Source organism: Streptomyces sp. NPDC046876 (assembly GCF_040645035.1).
Taxonomy (GTDB): domain Bacteria; phylum Actinomycetota; class Actinomycetes; order Streptomycetales; family Streptomycetaceae; genus Streptomyces.
This window is the reverse complement of sequence record NZ_JBEYXK010000023.1, coordinates 14,531-28,134: the sequence shown is the minus strand read 5'-3', so window position 1 is coordinate 28,134 and position 13,604 is coordinate 14,531. Positions and strand designations below refer to the sequence as shown.

Below are 13,604 nucleotides of genomic sequence, written 5' to 3'. Positions count from 1 at the left end.
CGGGGCGGTCAGCGCCCGGCGGGGGTGAACGTCAACCGCCGGTCGGTCGGCGAGTATCCGCTGAGGGTCACGGTCGGCCCGTGCGTGGGCACCGACGGGTCGGGGAAGTCCGCCGGCACCGGCCGGGCCCCCTCGGCGCGCCGGTCCACGTTGGTGTACGGCGGCGGGAACGGCGCGGTCATCTCGATCTGCCGCTCGTAGAACTCCAGCCAGCGCGCGTTGTCGAAGGCGACCGCGCCGATGACCCTGCCCTGGTACCCGTACACCCCGGTGAAGCGGCGCTCGCCGAGCGAACCCTGCGTGATCATGATCTCGGTGCCCATCGACGGCACGCCGACGGACTTGATGTTCACGCCGAACTGGGTCGACCAGAAGGCCGGCACCCAGAGGTGGGGACGCCGGTCGGTGCTCTCGCTGAGCATGTTGTGGGCCGCGGTCTCCGCCTGGGAGACGGCGTTGCCCCAGTGCTCCAGCGACAGGAACTGGTAGCCGAACAGCGGGTGCGGGGAGCGGGCGACGTCGCCGGCCACGAAGACGTCGTCGGTGACGATGCCCCGGATGTCGAAGGCCCGGCAGCCCGCGTCGCAGGCGATGCCGCGCGGGCCCGCGCCCAACCCGGAGCCGGCCAGCCACTCGGTGTTGCGCTGCGCGCCCAGCGAGACGACCACCACGTCGCACTCCAGCGTGGTGCCGTCCGACAGGTGCGCGGCCCGGACCCGCCCGGTGGAGTCGCCTTCCAGGCCGGTCACCATGATGCCGGTGCGCAGGTCCACCCCGTTCTCGCGCTGGAGCTGCGCGGCCACCGCCCCGACGACCCCGCCGAGCGCGCCCACCAGCGGTGCGTCGGCCCGTTCGGCGACGGTGACCTCGAGCCCGCGCTCGCGGCAGGCGGAGGCGATCTCCGACCCGGTGAACCCGGCGCCGATGACCAGCACCCGGCGCGGCCCGGCGTCCAGCCGCTGGGCCAGGGCCGCCCCGTCATCGCAGGTGCGCAGGACGAACACGCCGTCGAGCTCGCCCTCCGCCTCGTTCGGCCACGGCCGCGCCCGCACGCCCGTGGCGATCAGCAGCCGGTCGTAGGCGACCTCCTCGCCGTCGGCCAGCTTGACCCGGCGGGCCGCCATGTCCAGGCCGCTGGCCGCCACGCCGAGGCGCCACTGCGCGTCGACCGCGCGGCGGCGGGGCAGCACGGTGTGCTCGGCGCGGGCCTTGCCGAGCAGTACCTGCTTGGACAGGGGAGGCCGGTCGTACGGCTCGTACGGCTCGTCGCCGATCATGGTGAGCGAGCCCTTGAAGCCCTTCTCCCGGAGGGTCTCGGCCGCCCGCAGGCCGGCCAGCGAAGCCCCGACGACGACGATCCGGCCGCTGTTCTTCAGGCTCTCCAGCGTCGCGTCAGGCATCGCGTGCCTCCAGCTCCTCCACGAGGATGGCCTGCACGGGGCAGGCCGCGGCGGCCTGGGCCACCCGCTCGCGCTGGGCGGCCTCGGCCTCCGGGTCGTACAGCAGCCCCTCGTCCCCGTGCATCGCGAACACGTCGGGCGCCAGGAAGGCGCACTGCGCGTACCCCTGGCATCGGTTGAGATCGACGACAAGCCTCAGCAAGGTGCGGTCCTTTCCGTGACCCCCCGGCTCAGCGTGCGGCCCGCGCCCCGACCCGGCCCGTCCGCCGGTCCGTTCGAGTGAACCCGGCTCCGCCGGGCAGCGGGCCCCGCCCGGACCTCCCCCGCCCGCACGCCGGCCGGGCCGAAAGGGGCTACCCGGGGCGGCGGCGGGAGGTGCGCAGCACGTAGAGGCTGATGGCCAGGGACCAGGCAGGAAAGACCAGCTCCGACCACGGCACGGAGGAGCTCACGGCCAGCAGCACCAGCCCGACCACGTACCCGGCCAGGCTCAGCGCCCGCGGGAAGACCCCGAGCCTGCGCCCGATGGTCGAGGTCACGATGACGAAGACGGCGCCCATCCGCATCCCGTACGTCGTCAGCAGCGTGTACGCGAAGTGGCGGCCGAAGTCCTGCGGCTGGTCGGCGGCCAGCACGGTCCGGCCTGCGGCGGCCGCGCCGAAGAGGCAGGCGACGAAGACCAGCCCGCTGCCGAGGAAGACGGTGGCGAGGAAGCGGTCCTCGGCGTCCCCGGTGTGCTCGCGCAGCGCCCCCATGAACCACAGGAAGGCGATGCCGGCGAACGGGACCAGCTCGACGGCCGTGTCCAGGGCGGCCCGGCGGCCCGGGGCGACCGTGACGTGCTCCGCGCCGGCCCCCGCCGGCAGGGAGATACGGACCAGCACGATCGACACCGCCAGCAGCACGGCGAAGACCACGCCCGCGAGGCCGGCGGCCCTCGGCGTGGCCGGATCCATGGTCCGGGAGCCACCCGGCGCGCGTTGTCTCATGCCCCCAGCAAGCCGCCCCGTGCGGACCCCTGCCAGCGGGACCGCCCACCCGGGTGACGTCCGGCGCCCTGCGCCGGCCCGGCCGCGCCGGTCAGCTCCCGGGCAGTGACCCGGGGGCGGGCTCCCACACGGAGCGGGTCGCGCCGAAGCCGCTCTCGTGCACCCAGACGTGGGTGCACGACGGGCACTGCAGGTGCAGCAGGCTGCCCGTGTTCGTCAGCAGGTAGCGCCAGTGCTGCGAGCAGCTCCGCTGCGCGGCGCACGGATCGCAGCCCTGCCGGTCGTCGCAGTTCGGGCAGGCCACCCAGGCGCGGCGGCCAGGATCGGCCTGCGGGTCAAGCGGCAGCACGGCCGCCGCCTTCGCGCCGGGGCAGCACACCGGCCGTGACCAGGTCCTCGTAGATGCGCTGCTGGTCCGCGTCGAGGCCGGAGTACAGCAGGTCGTACGCGGCCTCCTCGCCGCGGAGCACCTCGACGGGGTCCCACTCCGGCCCGAGGGCGGCGAGGACCTGGGCGCGGCGCTGCAGCTCCTGCGCGGTGAGGTCGACGTCGAAGCCGACCAGTGCGGCGCTGTCCGGCGTCCCGGCGGCGGAGCCGTCGTCCGGGCGGGGGCGGGGGGTCTGGTCGTGGGGGGCCATGCTCAGGAACTTAGGAATGCCTTCTTTCCCCGGTCAAGGGAGGGTGGGCAGAGTCACAGCAGGCCAGAGGCCCGGTGGCCCCCGCACCGGGCCTCTGACGGCCGCGATCGACGGCCGCGCTCGACCGCCGGGATCCGGTCGGGGATCCGGTCGCCGGGATCCGGTCGCCGTGAGCCGGTGATCCGTTCGCCGTGATCCGTTCGCCGGGCCGGTCAGGCCTTCGGCGCCGATACGGGCACGCGCCGCCGCGCGGAGACGGACGGGATCACGCCGCCGTCGATGTGGTTCGCCTTGAGTGCCTCGTACGCCTGGAACAGCGCCCGGACCCTGACCTCCCGCCGGGCGGCGCACGCCGTCAGGTCACCCGCGCACTGGAGCTCCCAGCGCGGGAAGCGGCGCCGGGTCCTGGCCACGGGGGCGCTGGGCGCGAAGTACAGCATGGTGGTGTTCTCGTGCGGGTTGTGGGCCGAGCCCTCGTAGACCATCCGGCCGGTGGTCTCCAGCCGGTCCGCCAGGCGGGTGAGGCGGGCCTCCTCGGCCTCGGCCATGAACAGGCCGACGTGGTTCTCGAAGCCGTGGACGCGCTCCTGCGCGCTCACGTCGTCCTTGTAGCCGGGGCTGCACCGGGGGAAGAGGAAGACCTCCACCTCCGGGGCGGGTTCGGTGGTGACGCGCAGTCGCGTCACCCGTATGTCCGCATCGTCCGGCAGCCAATAGCGCTCCACCAGACGGCGCTTGACCAGCACGCTCGGTATGGTGGTCGAGGCGCGCCAGCCGTTTTCCTCGAAGTACTCGAGGGCGGATTCGACCGTTTCCGGGAAGAGTAGCGTTGCGCAATGCGAAACGACGCATCCGCTCTTGATTTCCCGTTTGAGATCTCCCGGTATCCAGGGTGGGAGGAGAGCGTCCAGTGATTTGTTGGAGGCGTGGAGGGCGTAGTCAACAGCATGCTGGAGCCGCTGGACGTCGCACGGTTCGAACGTCACGGGATGCATGTCGCAGCCTTTCTGTTGCCGACACCTGATTAAAGCCATGTCACCCGTCAGGCGGCATTCGGCCCTACTCTGAACGGGTGATCGGAAGTCGTTGACCTGCGCACCTTTGAGTTCTTCCGCGCCGCGGCCGGACCCCCGTACGGGCTAGGGCACTTGTGGCGGAAGGGTCTTCCCCAGGAGGTGGAGAGAATGTCGCGGTACGGCAGAAGAAAACCTCCGCGTATCGTGATCGCCGGTGCCGGAATCGGCGGCCTGACCACCGCCTTGAGTCTTCATGCGGCCGGCCTGGACGATGTGGTGATCCTGGAATCCTGCCCGAAGATGCGCGCCGTCGGCGCGGGAATCAACCTGCAGCCGGCCGCCGTGCGGGAACTCACCGAACTCGGGTTGGCGCAGGCGCTCGACGCGGTCGCCGTCGCCACCACCCGGCTCCAGTACCACCACCGCTACGGCGGCCTCATATGGTCCGAGGCCCGCGGCCGGGCCGCCGGATACCGCTGGCCCCAGTACTCGGTGCACCGCGCCCGCCTCCAGGACCTGCTGCTCGCCGCGGTCCGGGACCGCCTCGGCCCCGACGTGCTGCTGACCGGCCGCCGCCTGGTCCGCTACGAGCACGACCGGATACCCGGGGGCCCGCGCGTGCGGGCGTACGTGGCGGGGGAGTCCGAGCCGTTCGGCTGCGACCTGCTCATCGGCGCCGACGGCATCAACTCGACCGTGCGCGCCGCCATGTACCCCGACGAAGGGCCGCCGCTGCACAACGGCATCTCCATGTGGCGCGGGGTGACCCAGGGCCCGCCCTTCCTCGACGGGCGCACCATGGTCATCCTCGGCTGCAACTCCCGGGTGAAGGCCGTCGTCTACGCGGTCTCCCGGCCGGACCGCGCCGGACGGTCCCTGCTCAACTGGGTGGTGGAGAGCCGCACCGGCACCGACACCGGCACCGACCCCGGCACGGCCGCTGATCAGCCCGCCGGCGCCGACTGGGACCGCACCGTTCCCCCCGAGGACGTCCTCGCCCACATCGACGGCTGGCGCAGCGACTTCCTCGACCTCCACGGCATCGTCGCCGCCGCGCCCCGCATCGGCCTCTACCCGATGATCGACCGCGACCCGCTGCCCTCGTGGACCGACGGCCGCGCCGTCCTGCTCGGCGACGCCGCGCACCCCGTCTACCCGACCGGCTCCAACGGCGCCTCGCAGGCCGTCCTCGACGCCCGCGTCCTGGCGTACGAACTCGCCCACCACGACGTGGACGAGGCCCTGGCCCGCTACGAGGCCGCCCGCCGGCCCCACACCACGAGCCTGCTCGCGGCCCACCGCCGCCTCGAACCCGACCCGCTGCTCCGCCAGGTGGAGGCCCTCGCCCCGAACGGCTTCCTCGACATCCGCCACGTCCTTCCGGCGGACCGGCTCGACGGCATCAAGTCCTGCACCCGCCAGGTCACCGGCACGGACGCCGCGGAGCTCAACGCACGTACCTCCTGGAGCGTCCTCGTATGAACGGCTTCCGCATACGCCCCCCCGCCGCCGCAGCACTGGCCTCCGCCGCCCTGCTGGCGGCGCTCCTGCCCGCCCTCCTCCAGCCGCCGGCCACCCGCCCGCCCGCAGGATCCCCCGCCCGGTTCCCCGACTGCGGCGCCACCGCCGGCAGCGCGACCTGCACCCGGTGGGGCCCCGCCGCCGCACTCGGCCACGGCACCGTGAGGACGTACGGCGAGTACGCGAACGGGATACCCCGCTCCCTGGGCGTCTCCCTCACCGCCGCCGCCCTCACCGGACTGCCCACCACCCCCACCGACGGCAGGCACTGCTACGACACGGACGGCGACGACCACATCGACGCCATGCACGAGTGCGTCGGCGGGCACAGCAGGGAGCTCGCCCTGCCCGCCGCAGCCCCCGCCGCAGCCCCCTCCCCGTCATCTTCGTCAGCTTCGTCGTCTTCCTCCCCGGCCGAAATCCCCTTCCGGTGGGCGCTGTTCAACTGGAACCCGTACGGCCACAACCCGCACGGCCGCTACGACGTCCCCCACTTCGACGTGCACTTCTACCTGGTCCCGCAGGAGGACCGCGCGGCGATCAGAACCGGCGGCTGCGCCCTGCTCATCGCCTGCGACCAGCTGGACGCGGCCGGCGAGCCCGTCCCCGCCGCCTACCTGCCGGCGGGCTATCCCGCGAGCAGCCCGCAGACCGCCGAAGGCGCCATGGGCGCACACCTCGACAGCCGGCCCCCGACCACCGGCACGCTCAGCGGCCAGACCTTCATCTACGGCGCCTACGCGGGCCGGCTCATCTTCCTGGAGCCCATGCTCACCAAGGAGTTCCTGGAGCAGCACAGCACCGCGCCCGCCCCGCACAGCACCTGCGAGCCGATACCCCAGCCGAAGGCCTGGCAGACCCCCGGCTGGTACCCCACCCGGTACTGCACCGCCTACCGGCCCGAGCGCGGCGACTACACCGTCTCCCTCACGGACTTCGTCCGCGCGCCCGGCCTGCAGGACCTCGCCACCGGCGGATGACGGCGCGGGCCCGGCACCCGCCCGGCACCGCACCCGCACCGGGCCCCGGCGTCCCCGCGTGGCGCAACGGGCCGCACGGCGGACAGCCGTCACAATCGGAACGTCGGGTACCGCCCAGAGCCCGATCGCCTCACCGCCTTTCACACCCGTTTGGGGGCCGGTTCATGTACGCAGCTGTGGTCCATGCCCTGGGGCAGCCGCCCCGGTACGAATCCGTGCCGGAGCCCGTCCCCGAACCCGGCGAGGTGGTCGTCGAGATGCTGGCGGCGGCCCTCTACCCGCTGGTGCGCTCGTTCGCCTCGGGCGGCCACTACACGGGCGGCGACGCCCTGCCGCTGACCCCCGGCTTCGACGGGGTCGGCCGGACCGCGGACGGCGCGCTCGTCTACGTCCCGGCCACCGAGCCCCCGCACGGCACGATGGCCGAGCGCGTCGCCGTACCGGCCGGCGCCCTGATGCCCGTACCGGACGGGCTCGACCCGGTCGCGGTCGCCGCCGCCATGAACCCCGCCTCCTCCGCGTGGATCGCCCTGCGCGAGCGGGCCCGACTGCGCCCGGGGGAGTCCGTCCTCGTCCTCGGCGCCACCGGGAACGCCGGGCGGGCCGCCGTCCGTCTGGCCCGCGACCAGGGCGCCGCCGAGATCGTGGCGGCCGGCCGTGATCCGCGGGCACTGCAGGCCGTGAGCGGGCTCGGCGCCGACCGTACGGTGGCGCTGGACGGCACCGACGAGGAGATCGCGGCCGCCTTCGGCTCCGCGGCCGCCGATGCGGACGTCGTCCTGGACTACCTGTGGGAGCGGCCCGCGGAGCTGGCGCTCGACGGCATCCTGCGCCGCCGCACGGACCTCGCCCGGCCGCTGCGCTGGGTCCAGGTGGGTTCGGCGGCCGGGCCGGACATGACCCTGCCGTCCGCCTGGCTGCGCAAGGCGGACGTGAGCATCTGCGGCAGCGGCCTCGGGTCGATCCCGGGCTTCCGCCGCACCGCCGCCCTGCGCGAGCTGCTCGCCCACCTGCCGTCCCTGGAGCCGACGTCGGAGGTGACCGCCCTGCCGCTGTCCGAGGTGGAGGCGGCCTGGGGGTCCCCGCTGCCCTCCGGGTCCCGGATCGTCTTCGTGCCGTCCGGCGGCGGGGCGCGTGCCTCGGCCGCCTCGGAGGCGTCCGCCGCCGGCGCCTGACGCGGCGCCGCCCGGCGGCGGCGTCAGTCGATCCGTTCCACGGGGGCGAGCACCCCGTCCGCGGAGCCCGGCACCACGGGCAGGGACCGGGTGGTGAGCAGGTCGCCCGGTTCCACCGCGCCCGCCGCCGAGAAGCCGATGTGCACGCGCAGCCCGTAGGAGCGTGCGGGATCGAGGTCGGGGACCCGCACGCCGAACGGGATGCGCCCGCCCGGGGAGAGGCGTACGCCGGTCCGGAGCTGCGAGCCCGCGACGGTCGAGGGCGCATCGGCCAGGGACACGTCGCGGACCTCCACCAGGACCCGGGCGGCCACGGCCTCGGGCGCATCGGCGGGCAGCAGCACCCATCCCGTGACGTCGGACGTCACCCGGGCCGCCCGGCCCGGGCCGCCCCGCGGGCGGCCGGGGCCTTGCCGTACGGGACGGCCAGGATCACTGCTGCTGTCCGGCGCGGCCGGCGAACAGCGAACCGAGCTGCGACACGAGGCTGTTGTGGCTGAGCTGGAGCTCGCCCACGAGCTGGGTGAGCCGGCGCACCTGCTCGGCGAGGCCGTCGGACGGGCCGTCGGCCAGACCCGCTGCTCGGTGCCGGCCCGCCAGGGCGAACGGGCTGCCGAAACCGAGGACCGAGGTCTCCATGGCCGGCGCCCGCATCCCGCGCGTCACCGGGTACAGCGCGTGCACCCCGTCGATGTCGCCCTGCGAGAGCCCGGTGCGCTGGCCCATCACCACGCCCGGGGGCAGCGGCTGCCGGGGCACGAGGGTGGGCTTGGAGGGATCGATCGCGAACGCCGTCGGCGGGTAGTGCATGACCGAGCCGTAGTCGTAGGGCCCCAGGTCGTCGCCGTCGGCGATGTGCTGGAGGAAGTTGAACTGCATCGACGGGTCGATGTTCGAGAAGACGACCTTGATGAACAGGTCGCGGTCCTCGCGGCTCTGCTCGTGCCACAGGCCCACCGTGTGCCCGATCTCGTGGATGGCGTTGCCTGCGGTGCAGTTGGGGCCCAGGGTGATCGGCTGCCGACCGCCCTGTCGGCCGACCATCGACGAGCAGCCCTGGCCCGGGACGAACCGGACGAAGTCCGGGAACAGTCCGGCGTTGGCGGGCGTGCGCTCCACGAACCGGATCCGGGTGTGCGCCTCCCAGTGCGCGATCGCGTCGGTGACGCGCTGCGGATTGGGCAGGGCGGGATCGATCTCGAAGGGGACGGTGGCGTTCGGCCAGCGGAACTGCTGACCGGGGATCCCGATCGATTCGATCATCGGCGCGTCGGCGGAGGCCGCCTGGTTCTCCAGTTCCTTCACCGTGCCGAGGACGATGTCGCCCTCGAACACGGCCAGCCCGTCGACGTCGGCGTAGGGCAGGCCCTTGGTACGGAAGGTCTCGCCGGAGACCAGCGCGGTCCCCACCGCGGGACCGGAGCGGAGTTCGCCGCTGCCGACGGTCCGCCCGGCGGTACTGCGGGTCCGTCCTGCCGCGGCTCTCTTTCCCGCTGGTGTCCTCTCCTTGGCGGCGGCCTTCTCGGTCTTCTCGGCCTTCGCGGTCTTCGCGGTCTTCGCGGTCTTCGCGGCGGCGGTCTTCTTCGTGCGGCGCTTCGGCTCCGGAGCGGGTGTGTTCATCGTTCACCTCGGTGCGGGGGGTGGTGGGTCACGGCCATGCGTTCCACCTGCCGACCGTCATCCATGCATGCGGTGCCCCCATTTGGTCCGAACCGATGCCGGACGAGCCCGGCCGCCGCCAGCAGGGCGATCAGGGCGCAGACCGCCGGCCAGCCGAACGCGGCGTACGCGCGCACGCCCAGCCAGGACCCTGCGGTCCCGCCCAGATAGGAGCAGGTCATGTACGCGGTGGTGAGCCGGCTGCGGGCGTCGGGCCGGACGGCGTACACCCTCGCCTTGTTGGCGACCATGCCGCCCTGCATGGCGACGTCCAGCAGCAGCATGCCCGCGGTCAGCGCGGTCAGCCCCGCCGCGCCGCCCAGGCCGCCGGCGGCGAGGACCCCGGCCGAGCCGACGACCCCCACCAGGCAGGCCAGGTTCACCGGGGCGGCCCCGTGCCGGTCCACCAGCCGGCCGGCGTACGGGGTGCACACGATGGTGGCCCCGCCGACCAGGGCGAGCAGCCCGACGGCCTGGGCCCCCAGGCCGTACACGGGCCCGGTCAGCAGCAGGGCCACGCTGGTCCACGCGGCCGAGAACCCGCCGAAGACGACGGCCTGGTAGAAGCAGGAGCGCCGCAGCTCCGGCTCTGCGAGCAGCAGCCGCAGGGGCTGGGTGATGAACTCCGCGTACGGGCGGCGGACCGCGGACTCCGAAGGGGTGGTCTGCGGCGCCGCGTACGCCATCACGGCCGCCAGCAGCAGGGCCACCACCGAGGCCGCCAGGTACGGGGCCCGCCAGCCCAGCCACTCGCCGAGCACCCCGCTGAACGTCCGGGCCAGCAGCATGCCCGCGGTCGAGCCGCTCAGCAGGGTGCCGATCACGGCCCCCTGCCGCTCGGGCGCCACCATGCCGGCGGCCATCGGCCCGATGACCTGCGCAGCCACCGTGGTCAGCCCGACCAGGCCGCTCGCCGCGACCAGCGGAGCCAGGGCCGGGGCGCAGCCCGCACCCAGCAGCGCCAGACCGGTGAGGGCGAGCAGGACCACCAGCAGCGGGCGGTTGCGGAACCGGTCGCCGAGCGGCACCAACAGGACCATCCCGGCGGTGTAGCCGATCTGGGTGGCGGTCACCACGAGGGAGGCCGCATCCGGTGGGACGTCCAGCCCGGTGGCGATCAGCGGGCCGATGGCCTGGGGGAAGTAGAGGTTCCCCACGGCGACGGCGCAGGTCAGGGAGAGGATCAGCACCAGCCGGCGGCTCGGCGTGCGCGCAGGAGCCGGGCCCGCGGCGGGAGTCGGGGATGTCATGCAGGCAGTCCACGGCACCGGGAGCGCCCTGCCAACTGATGTAGCGTACGGCTTAATGATCAGCTTCGAGCTCGGTGTCGAAGACCTGGCGCACACCCGTTTCGCCGTCTCGCCCCTCGGCGAGACCGTGCTCAGCCTGCGGGTGCTGCGCGATCCGGGGATCTCCGCACTGCACCTGCCGTGGCTCAGGTCGGTCCGCCCCGGGCTGGCCGGCCTGGACACCGGCCTGCTGATGGCCCTGGTGACCGACCTGCTCACCCTCCCGGACTTCCTGACGCCCCCGCCCGCGGCCTTCGAGCCGGCCTTCGAGGACGAACTGGCCGTCGTCCGCGCCACCCCGCCCGACGTGGTCCGCCGCGACCTGCTGGCCGCGTACGACGGCGAGCCGCTCCCCGCGCCCCTGCACGCGGCGACCGCCGCCGACGACGGGGCCGTCAGCGCACTGCGCGATGCCGTCTGCGCGCTCCTGCACCGGTACTGGGACAGCGCCGTCCGGCCGTTCTGGCCGCAGATCCGCCTGGTGGCCGAGGCCGACATGACCTATCGGGCGCGGCAGCTGGCCCGGGGCGGCGCCCGGCTGCTGTTCGCCGACATGCACCCGCAGCTGCGCTGGGAGGACGAGGGCGGCCGGGGCGTCCTGCGGATCCACCGGACCATCGGCGGGTACCACGCCAGGGCCTGCGGCCGGGGCCTGCTGCTGGTGCCCTCCGTCTTCGCCCACAAGTGCGCTCCGCCGGTCGGCCCGCAGGAGCCGCCCGGACTGCTGTACCCCTGCCGTGGCGTGGCGACGCTCTGGGCGCCCGTGCCCGAGCACGGCCCCGATGCCGGCCCGGCCGGCGGGGGCCCCGCCCTCGTCCGCCTCCTCGGCGCCCCACGGGCCCGGCTGCTGCGCATGCTGGCGGAGCCGCTGGCGACGGTGGAGCTCGCCCGCCGGCTGCGGGTCACGCCGAGCGCCGTCTCCCAGCACCTGCGGGTGCTGTACGCGGCCGGCCTCGTCACCCGGGCGCGCCACGGGCGGCAGGTGCTGTACCGGCGCAGCCCGCTCGGCGACGGGCTGACGGCGGGACGCGGCGGCGCTTTCACGTAGCCGTAGCCGTCCCGGCAACCGGCCGGCCCGGGCCGACCACGAGCTCCGCCTCGGGGGCGGGTCAGGGGTGCGTCAGGGCCTTCCCCGAGGACCGGGACGGGGCCCGGGGACCATGATCCTTCCATGTCGAACACACCGCGCCAGTGGCCCTGGTTCACCGTCGGTCCGCTCTGCCTGACGGTCTACGGAGTCATCCGCCTCAGCGACCCCACGCACAACCCCGGCTTCGCCTGGAGCCTCGGCCATCTCTCACTGCTGGCCTCGGTCTTGGCCTTCGTCCCCGCGATGTGGCGCCTGAGACGGTGGGCGGCGGCCGGGCGGGGGCCGGCGGCCCGCGCGTTCGCCGGCGCCGCGACGGCCGCGGGTCTGCTCGGAACGGCAGCGGTGACGGCGCAGGCCCTGATCGACCTGGTGGTCGGGTTCCTCTGCGCGGACCGCGCGGCCATGAACGTCATGTTCGACGGCGTCAGGAGCCACCCGGGCGTGACGCCCGCCGTCTACACCGTCCTCCCGCTGCTCTTCTACGTCGGCATCGTCCTGCTCACGGCCCAACTGGCGGCCATGCGGCGGATCGCGGTCTGGCGGCCGCTCGTGGTGGTCGCAGGCATCGCCGTCACCGCCGCGAGCCTCGATCTCATGCCGCTGGGCGGGCTGTTGCTGCTCCTGGCCCTCGCGCCCCTGGACCGGCAGCAGCAGCCCGCGGCGCCGGCGCCGGCGCCGGTCTAGCGGGGCGGGATACTGCTCAGGTGGGAGGCGTGCCCCGCCGAAATCATCATCAGGGCGCAGGAGTCGGCGTACCCACGGGCCAAGAATGGCGGTCATGACACCAGAACTCGCCACCCTCGCCCAGCAGACCGCCGACCGGCTGGCCGAGCAGCAGGTGGGCGCGGTCGTCGCCGCGGTCGCCGGCGACGACGTGGAGATCCGCGGTGCCGGGCGCACCGGCGGCCCCGGCTCCCGCGTTCCCGGCCCCGGCACCCTCTTCGAGATCGGGTCGGTGACCAAGGTGTTCACCGCCCTGGTCCTGGCGCGGCTGGCGGTGGCCGGCACGGTCGACCTGGACGAGCCGCTGGCCGCGCTGCTGCCACCCGGCGCCGTCGTCCCCTCGCGCGGAGGCCGGGAGATCTCCCTGCGCCACCTGGCCACGCACACCTCAGGCCTGCCGCGCCTGCCCAAGGGCATGATGCTCCCGGCGCTGCTGCGCCCCTCCACGCCGGACCCGTACGCCCGCTGCACCGCCGACGTCCTGCTGTCCGGCCTGGCCAGGACCCGGCTCGGAGCCGTGCCGGGGGAGCGGTTCCGCTACTCCAACCTCGGGGCGGGCCTGCTGGGCCTGGCCCTCGCCCGCCGCGCCGGCACCGACTACGAAGCCCTGGTCACCCGGGAGGTCTGCACCCCGCTCGGCCTGGCCGACACCGCCGTCACCGTCGACGGCAGCCGCTCCGCCGCCCTCGCCCAGGGCCACACCGGCCGCGGGCGCCCCGCCCGCCCCTGGCACCTCGCCGACCTGGCCGGCGCGGGAGGGCTGCGCTCGACCGCCACCGACCTGGCGGCCTTCGTCCGGGCCCAGTGGGACGCCCGCCCGGCGGAGCTCGCCGAGGCGATCCGCCTCAGCCGCGAGGTCGAGCACCGCACGAGCCCGTTCGCGTGGGTCCACCTCGGCTGGATGGCGCACCGCCTGCACCCCCGGCAGGGCGGCCACCTCCAGATCTGGCACAACGGCGGCACCGGCGGCTTTTCCTCCTTCGTCGGGTTCGACCCGGAGAAGCAGGTGGCCGTCGTCGCCTTGGCCAACACCCAGCGTGCGGTGGACACCCCGGCCCTCGAGCTCCTGCGCACCCTGCAGACGGCGTGAGGACGGCGACGGCGGCTGCCGCGGCCGCCGGGAC

15 protein-coding genes are annotated in these 13,604 nt (G+C 74.4%); 6 read left to right on the top strand and 9 right to left on the bottom strand.

Features of this window, described 5'->3' with window-relative positions; all coding sequences use genetic code 11:
• Positions 1 to 8: 8 nt before the first annotated feature.
• The 6 genes from ABZ924_RS15595 to ABZ924_RS15570 all read right to left on the bottom strand — a co-directional run bounded on the left by ABZ924_RS15595 (position 9) and on the right by ABZ924_RS15570 (position 3,773).
• A complete protein-coding gene (locus tag ABZ924_RS15595; protein ID WP_361908867.1) occupies positions 9 to 1,400 on the bottom strand; it encodes an FAD-dependent oxidoreductase in 1,392 nt (463 codons plus the stop codon).
• On the bottom strand, positions 1,393 to 1,599 hold the full coding sequence (locus tag ABZ924_RS15590) for a ferredoxin (protein WP_361908986.1): 207 nt from the start codon (positions 1,597 to 1,599) through the stop codon (positions 1,393 to 1,395). Before ABZ924_RS15590 ends, ABZ924_RS15595 begins: the two co-directional genes overlap by 8 nt.
• Positions 1,600 to 1,753: 154 nt before the next feature.
• Entirely contained in the window at positions 1,754 to 2,389 is a 636-nt protein-coding gene (locus ABZ924_RS15585; protein WP_361908864.1) for a hypothetical protein, read from the bottom strand.
• A gap of 91 nt (positions 2,390 to 2,480) precedes the next feature.
• On the bottom strand, positions 2,481 to 2,738 hold the full coding sequence (locus ABZ924_RS15580; RefSeq protein WP_361908861.1) for a hypothetical protein: 258 nt from the start codon (positions 2,736 to 2,738) through the stop codon (positions 2,481 to 2,483).
• Entirely contained in the window at positions 2,725 to 3,027 is a 303-nt protein-coding gene (locus ABZ924_RS15575; RefSeq protein ID WP_361908858.1) for a DUF6400 family protein, read from the bottom strand. Before ABZ924_RS15575 ends, ABZ924_RS15580 begins: the two co-directional genes overlap by 14 nt.
• A 212-nt stretch (positions 3,028 to 3,239) precedes the next feature.
• The gene (locus ABZ924_RS15570) at positions 3,240 to 3,773 is read right to left on the bottom strand and encodes a hypothetical protein (protein ID WP_361908856.1); all 534 of its coding nucleotides are present in this window, start codon (positions 3,771 to 3,773) and stop codon (positions 3,240 to 3,242) included.
• A 474-nt stretch (positions 3,774 to 4,247) separates the two neighbouring features.
• Between ABZ924_RS15570 and ABZ924_RS15565 the strand changes: the two genes are divergently transcribed.
• The 3 genes from ABZ924_RS15565 (at position 4,248) to ABZ924_RS15555 (ending at position 7,719) form a co-directional block, all read left to right on the top strand.
• Complete coding sequence (locus ABZ924_RS15565) at positions 4,248 to 5,525, top strand: FAD-dependent monooxygenase (protein ID WP_361908853.1); 1,278 nt, start codon at positions 4,248 to 4,250, stop codon at positions 5,523 to 5,525.
• Entirely contained in the window at positions 5,522 to 6,544 is a 1,023-nt protein-coding gene (locus tag ABZ924_RS15560) for a hypothetical protein (RefSeq protein WP_361908850.1), read from the top strand. The genes ABZ924_RS15565 and ABZ924_RS15560 overlap by 4 nt, the downstream gene beginning before the upstream one ends.
• A gap of 164 nt (positions 6,545 to 6,708) precedes the next feature.
• On the top strand, positions 6,709 to 7,719 hold the full coding sequence (locus ABZ924_RS15555; RefSeq protein WP_361908847.1) for a zinc-binding alcohol dehydrogenase family protein: 1,011 nt from the start codon (positions 6,709 to 6,711) through the stop codon (positions 7,717 to 7,719).
• 23 nt (positions 7,720 to 7,742) lie between these two features.
• Here ABZ924_RS15555 and ABZ924_RS15550 read toward each other — a convergent pair whose 3' ends face one another.
• From ABZ924_RS15550 to ABZ924_RS15540, 3 genes are all read right to left on the bottom strand, one after another.
• Positions 7,743 to 8,087, bottom strand: coding sequence for a hypothetical protein (locus ABZ924_RS15550; protein ID WP_361908844.1), 345 nt, complete (start codon positions 8,085 to 8,087; stop codon positions 7,743 to 7,745).
• 64 nt (positions 8,088 to 8,151) lie between these two features.
• Positions 8,152 to 9,339 carry a Dot/Icm T4SS effector Zinc-dependent metalloprotease LegP gene (gene legP, locus ABZ924_RS15545; protein WP_361908841.1) on the bottom strand — a complete coding sequence of 396 codons (1,188 nt, stop codon included), beginning with the start codon at positions 9,337 to 9,339 and terminating at the stop codon, positions 8,152 to 8,154.
• Positions 9,336 to 10,628: an MFS transporter gene (locus ABZ924_RS15540; protein WP_361908838.1), complete on the bottom strand. Its 1,293-nt coding sequence runs from the start codon at positions 10,626 to 10,628 to the stop codon at positions 9,336 to 9,338. The genes legP and ABZ924_RS15540 overlap by 4 nt, the downstream gene beginning before the upstream one ends.
• A gap of 55 nt (positions 10,629 to 10,683) precedes the next feature.
• On the opposite strand from ABZ924_RS15540, the gene ABZ924_RS15535 reads away from it, so the two are divergent.
• The 3 genes from ABZ924_RS15535 to ABZ924_RS15525 all read left to right on the top strand — a co-directional run bounded on the left by ABZ924_RS15535 (position 10,684) and on the right by ABZ924_RS15525 (position 13,570).
• Positions 10,684 to 11,715, top strand: coding sequence for a helix-turn-helix domain-containing protein (locus ABZ924_RS15535; RefSeq protein ID WP_361908835.1), 1,032 nt, complete (start codon positions 10,684 to 10,686; stop codon positions 11,713 to 11,715).
• Between the two features lie 123 nt (positions 11,716 to 11,838).
• Complete coding sequence (locus ABZ924_RS15530; protein ID WP_361908832.1) at positions 11,839 to 12,441, top strand: hypothetical protein; 603 nt, start codon at positions 11,839 to 11,841, stop codon at positions 12,439 to 12,441.
• Between the two features lie 94 nt (positions 12,442 to 12,535).
• Positions 12,536 to 13,570, top strand: coding sequence for a serine hydrolase domain-containing protein (locus tag ABZ924_RS15525; protein WP_361908829.1), 1,035 nt, complete (start codon positions 12,536 to 12,538; stop codon positions 13,568 to 13,570).
• Positions 13,571 to 13,604: the final 34 nt, after the last annotated feature.

Bases quoted from the DNA above. Each gene is read 5' to 3' on its own strand.
- ABZ924_RS15595 (WP_361908867.1), bottom strand. From the start codon at position 1,400: ATGCCTGACGCGACGCTGGAGAGCCTGAAGAACAGCGGCCGGATCGTC.
- ABZ924_RS15585 (WP_361908864.1), bottom strand. From the start codon at position 2,389: ATGAGACAACGCGCGCCGGGTGGCTCCCGGACCATGGATCCGGCCACG.
- ABZ924_RS15575 (WP_361908858.1), bottom strand. From the start codon at position 3,027: ATGGCCCCCCACGACCAGACCCCCCGCCCCCGCCCGGACGACGGCTCC.
- ABZ924_RS15560 (WP_361908850.1), top strand. From the start codon at position 5,522: ATGAACGGCTTCCGCATACGCCCCCCCGCCGCCGCAGCACTGGCCTCC.
- ABZ924_RS15555 (WP_361908847.1), top strand. From the start codon at position 6,709: ATGTACGCAGCTGTGGTCCATGCCCTGGGGCAGCCGCCCCGGTACGAA.
- legP (WP_361908841.1), bottom strand. From the start codon at position 9,339: ATGAACACACCCGCTCCGGAGCCGAAGCGCCGCACGAAGAAGACCGCC.
- ABZ924_RS15540 (WP_361908838.1), bottom strand. From the start codon at position 10,628: ATGACATCCCCGACTCCCGCCGCGGGCCCGGCTCCTGCGCGCACGCCG.
- ABZ924_RS15535 (WP_361908835.1), top strand. From the start codon at position 10,684: ATGATCAGCTTCGAGCTCGGTGTCGAAGACCTGGCGCACACCCGTTTC.
- ABZ924_RS15530 (WP_361908832.1), top strand. From the start codon at position 11,839: ATGTCGAACACACCGCGCCAGTGGCCCTGGTTCACCGTCGGTCCGCTC.
- ABZ924_RS15525 (WP_361908829.1), top strand. From the start codon at position 12,536: ATGACACCAGAACTCGCCACCCTCGCCCAGCAGACCGCCGACCGGCTG.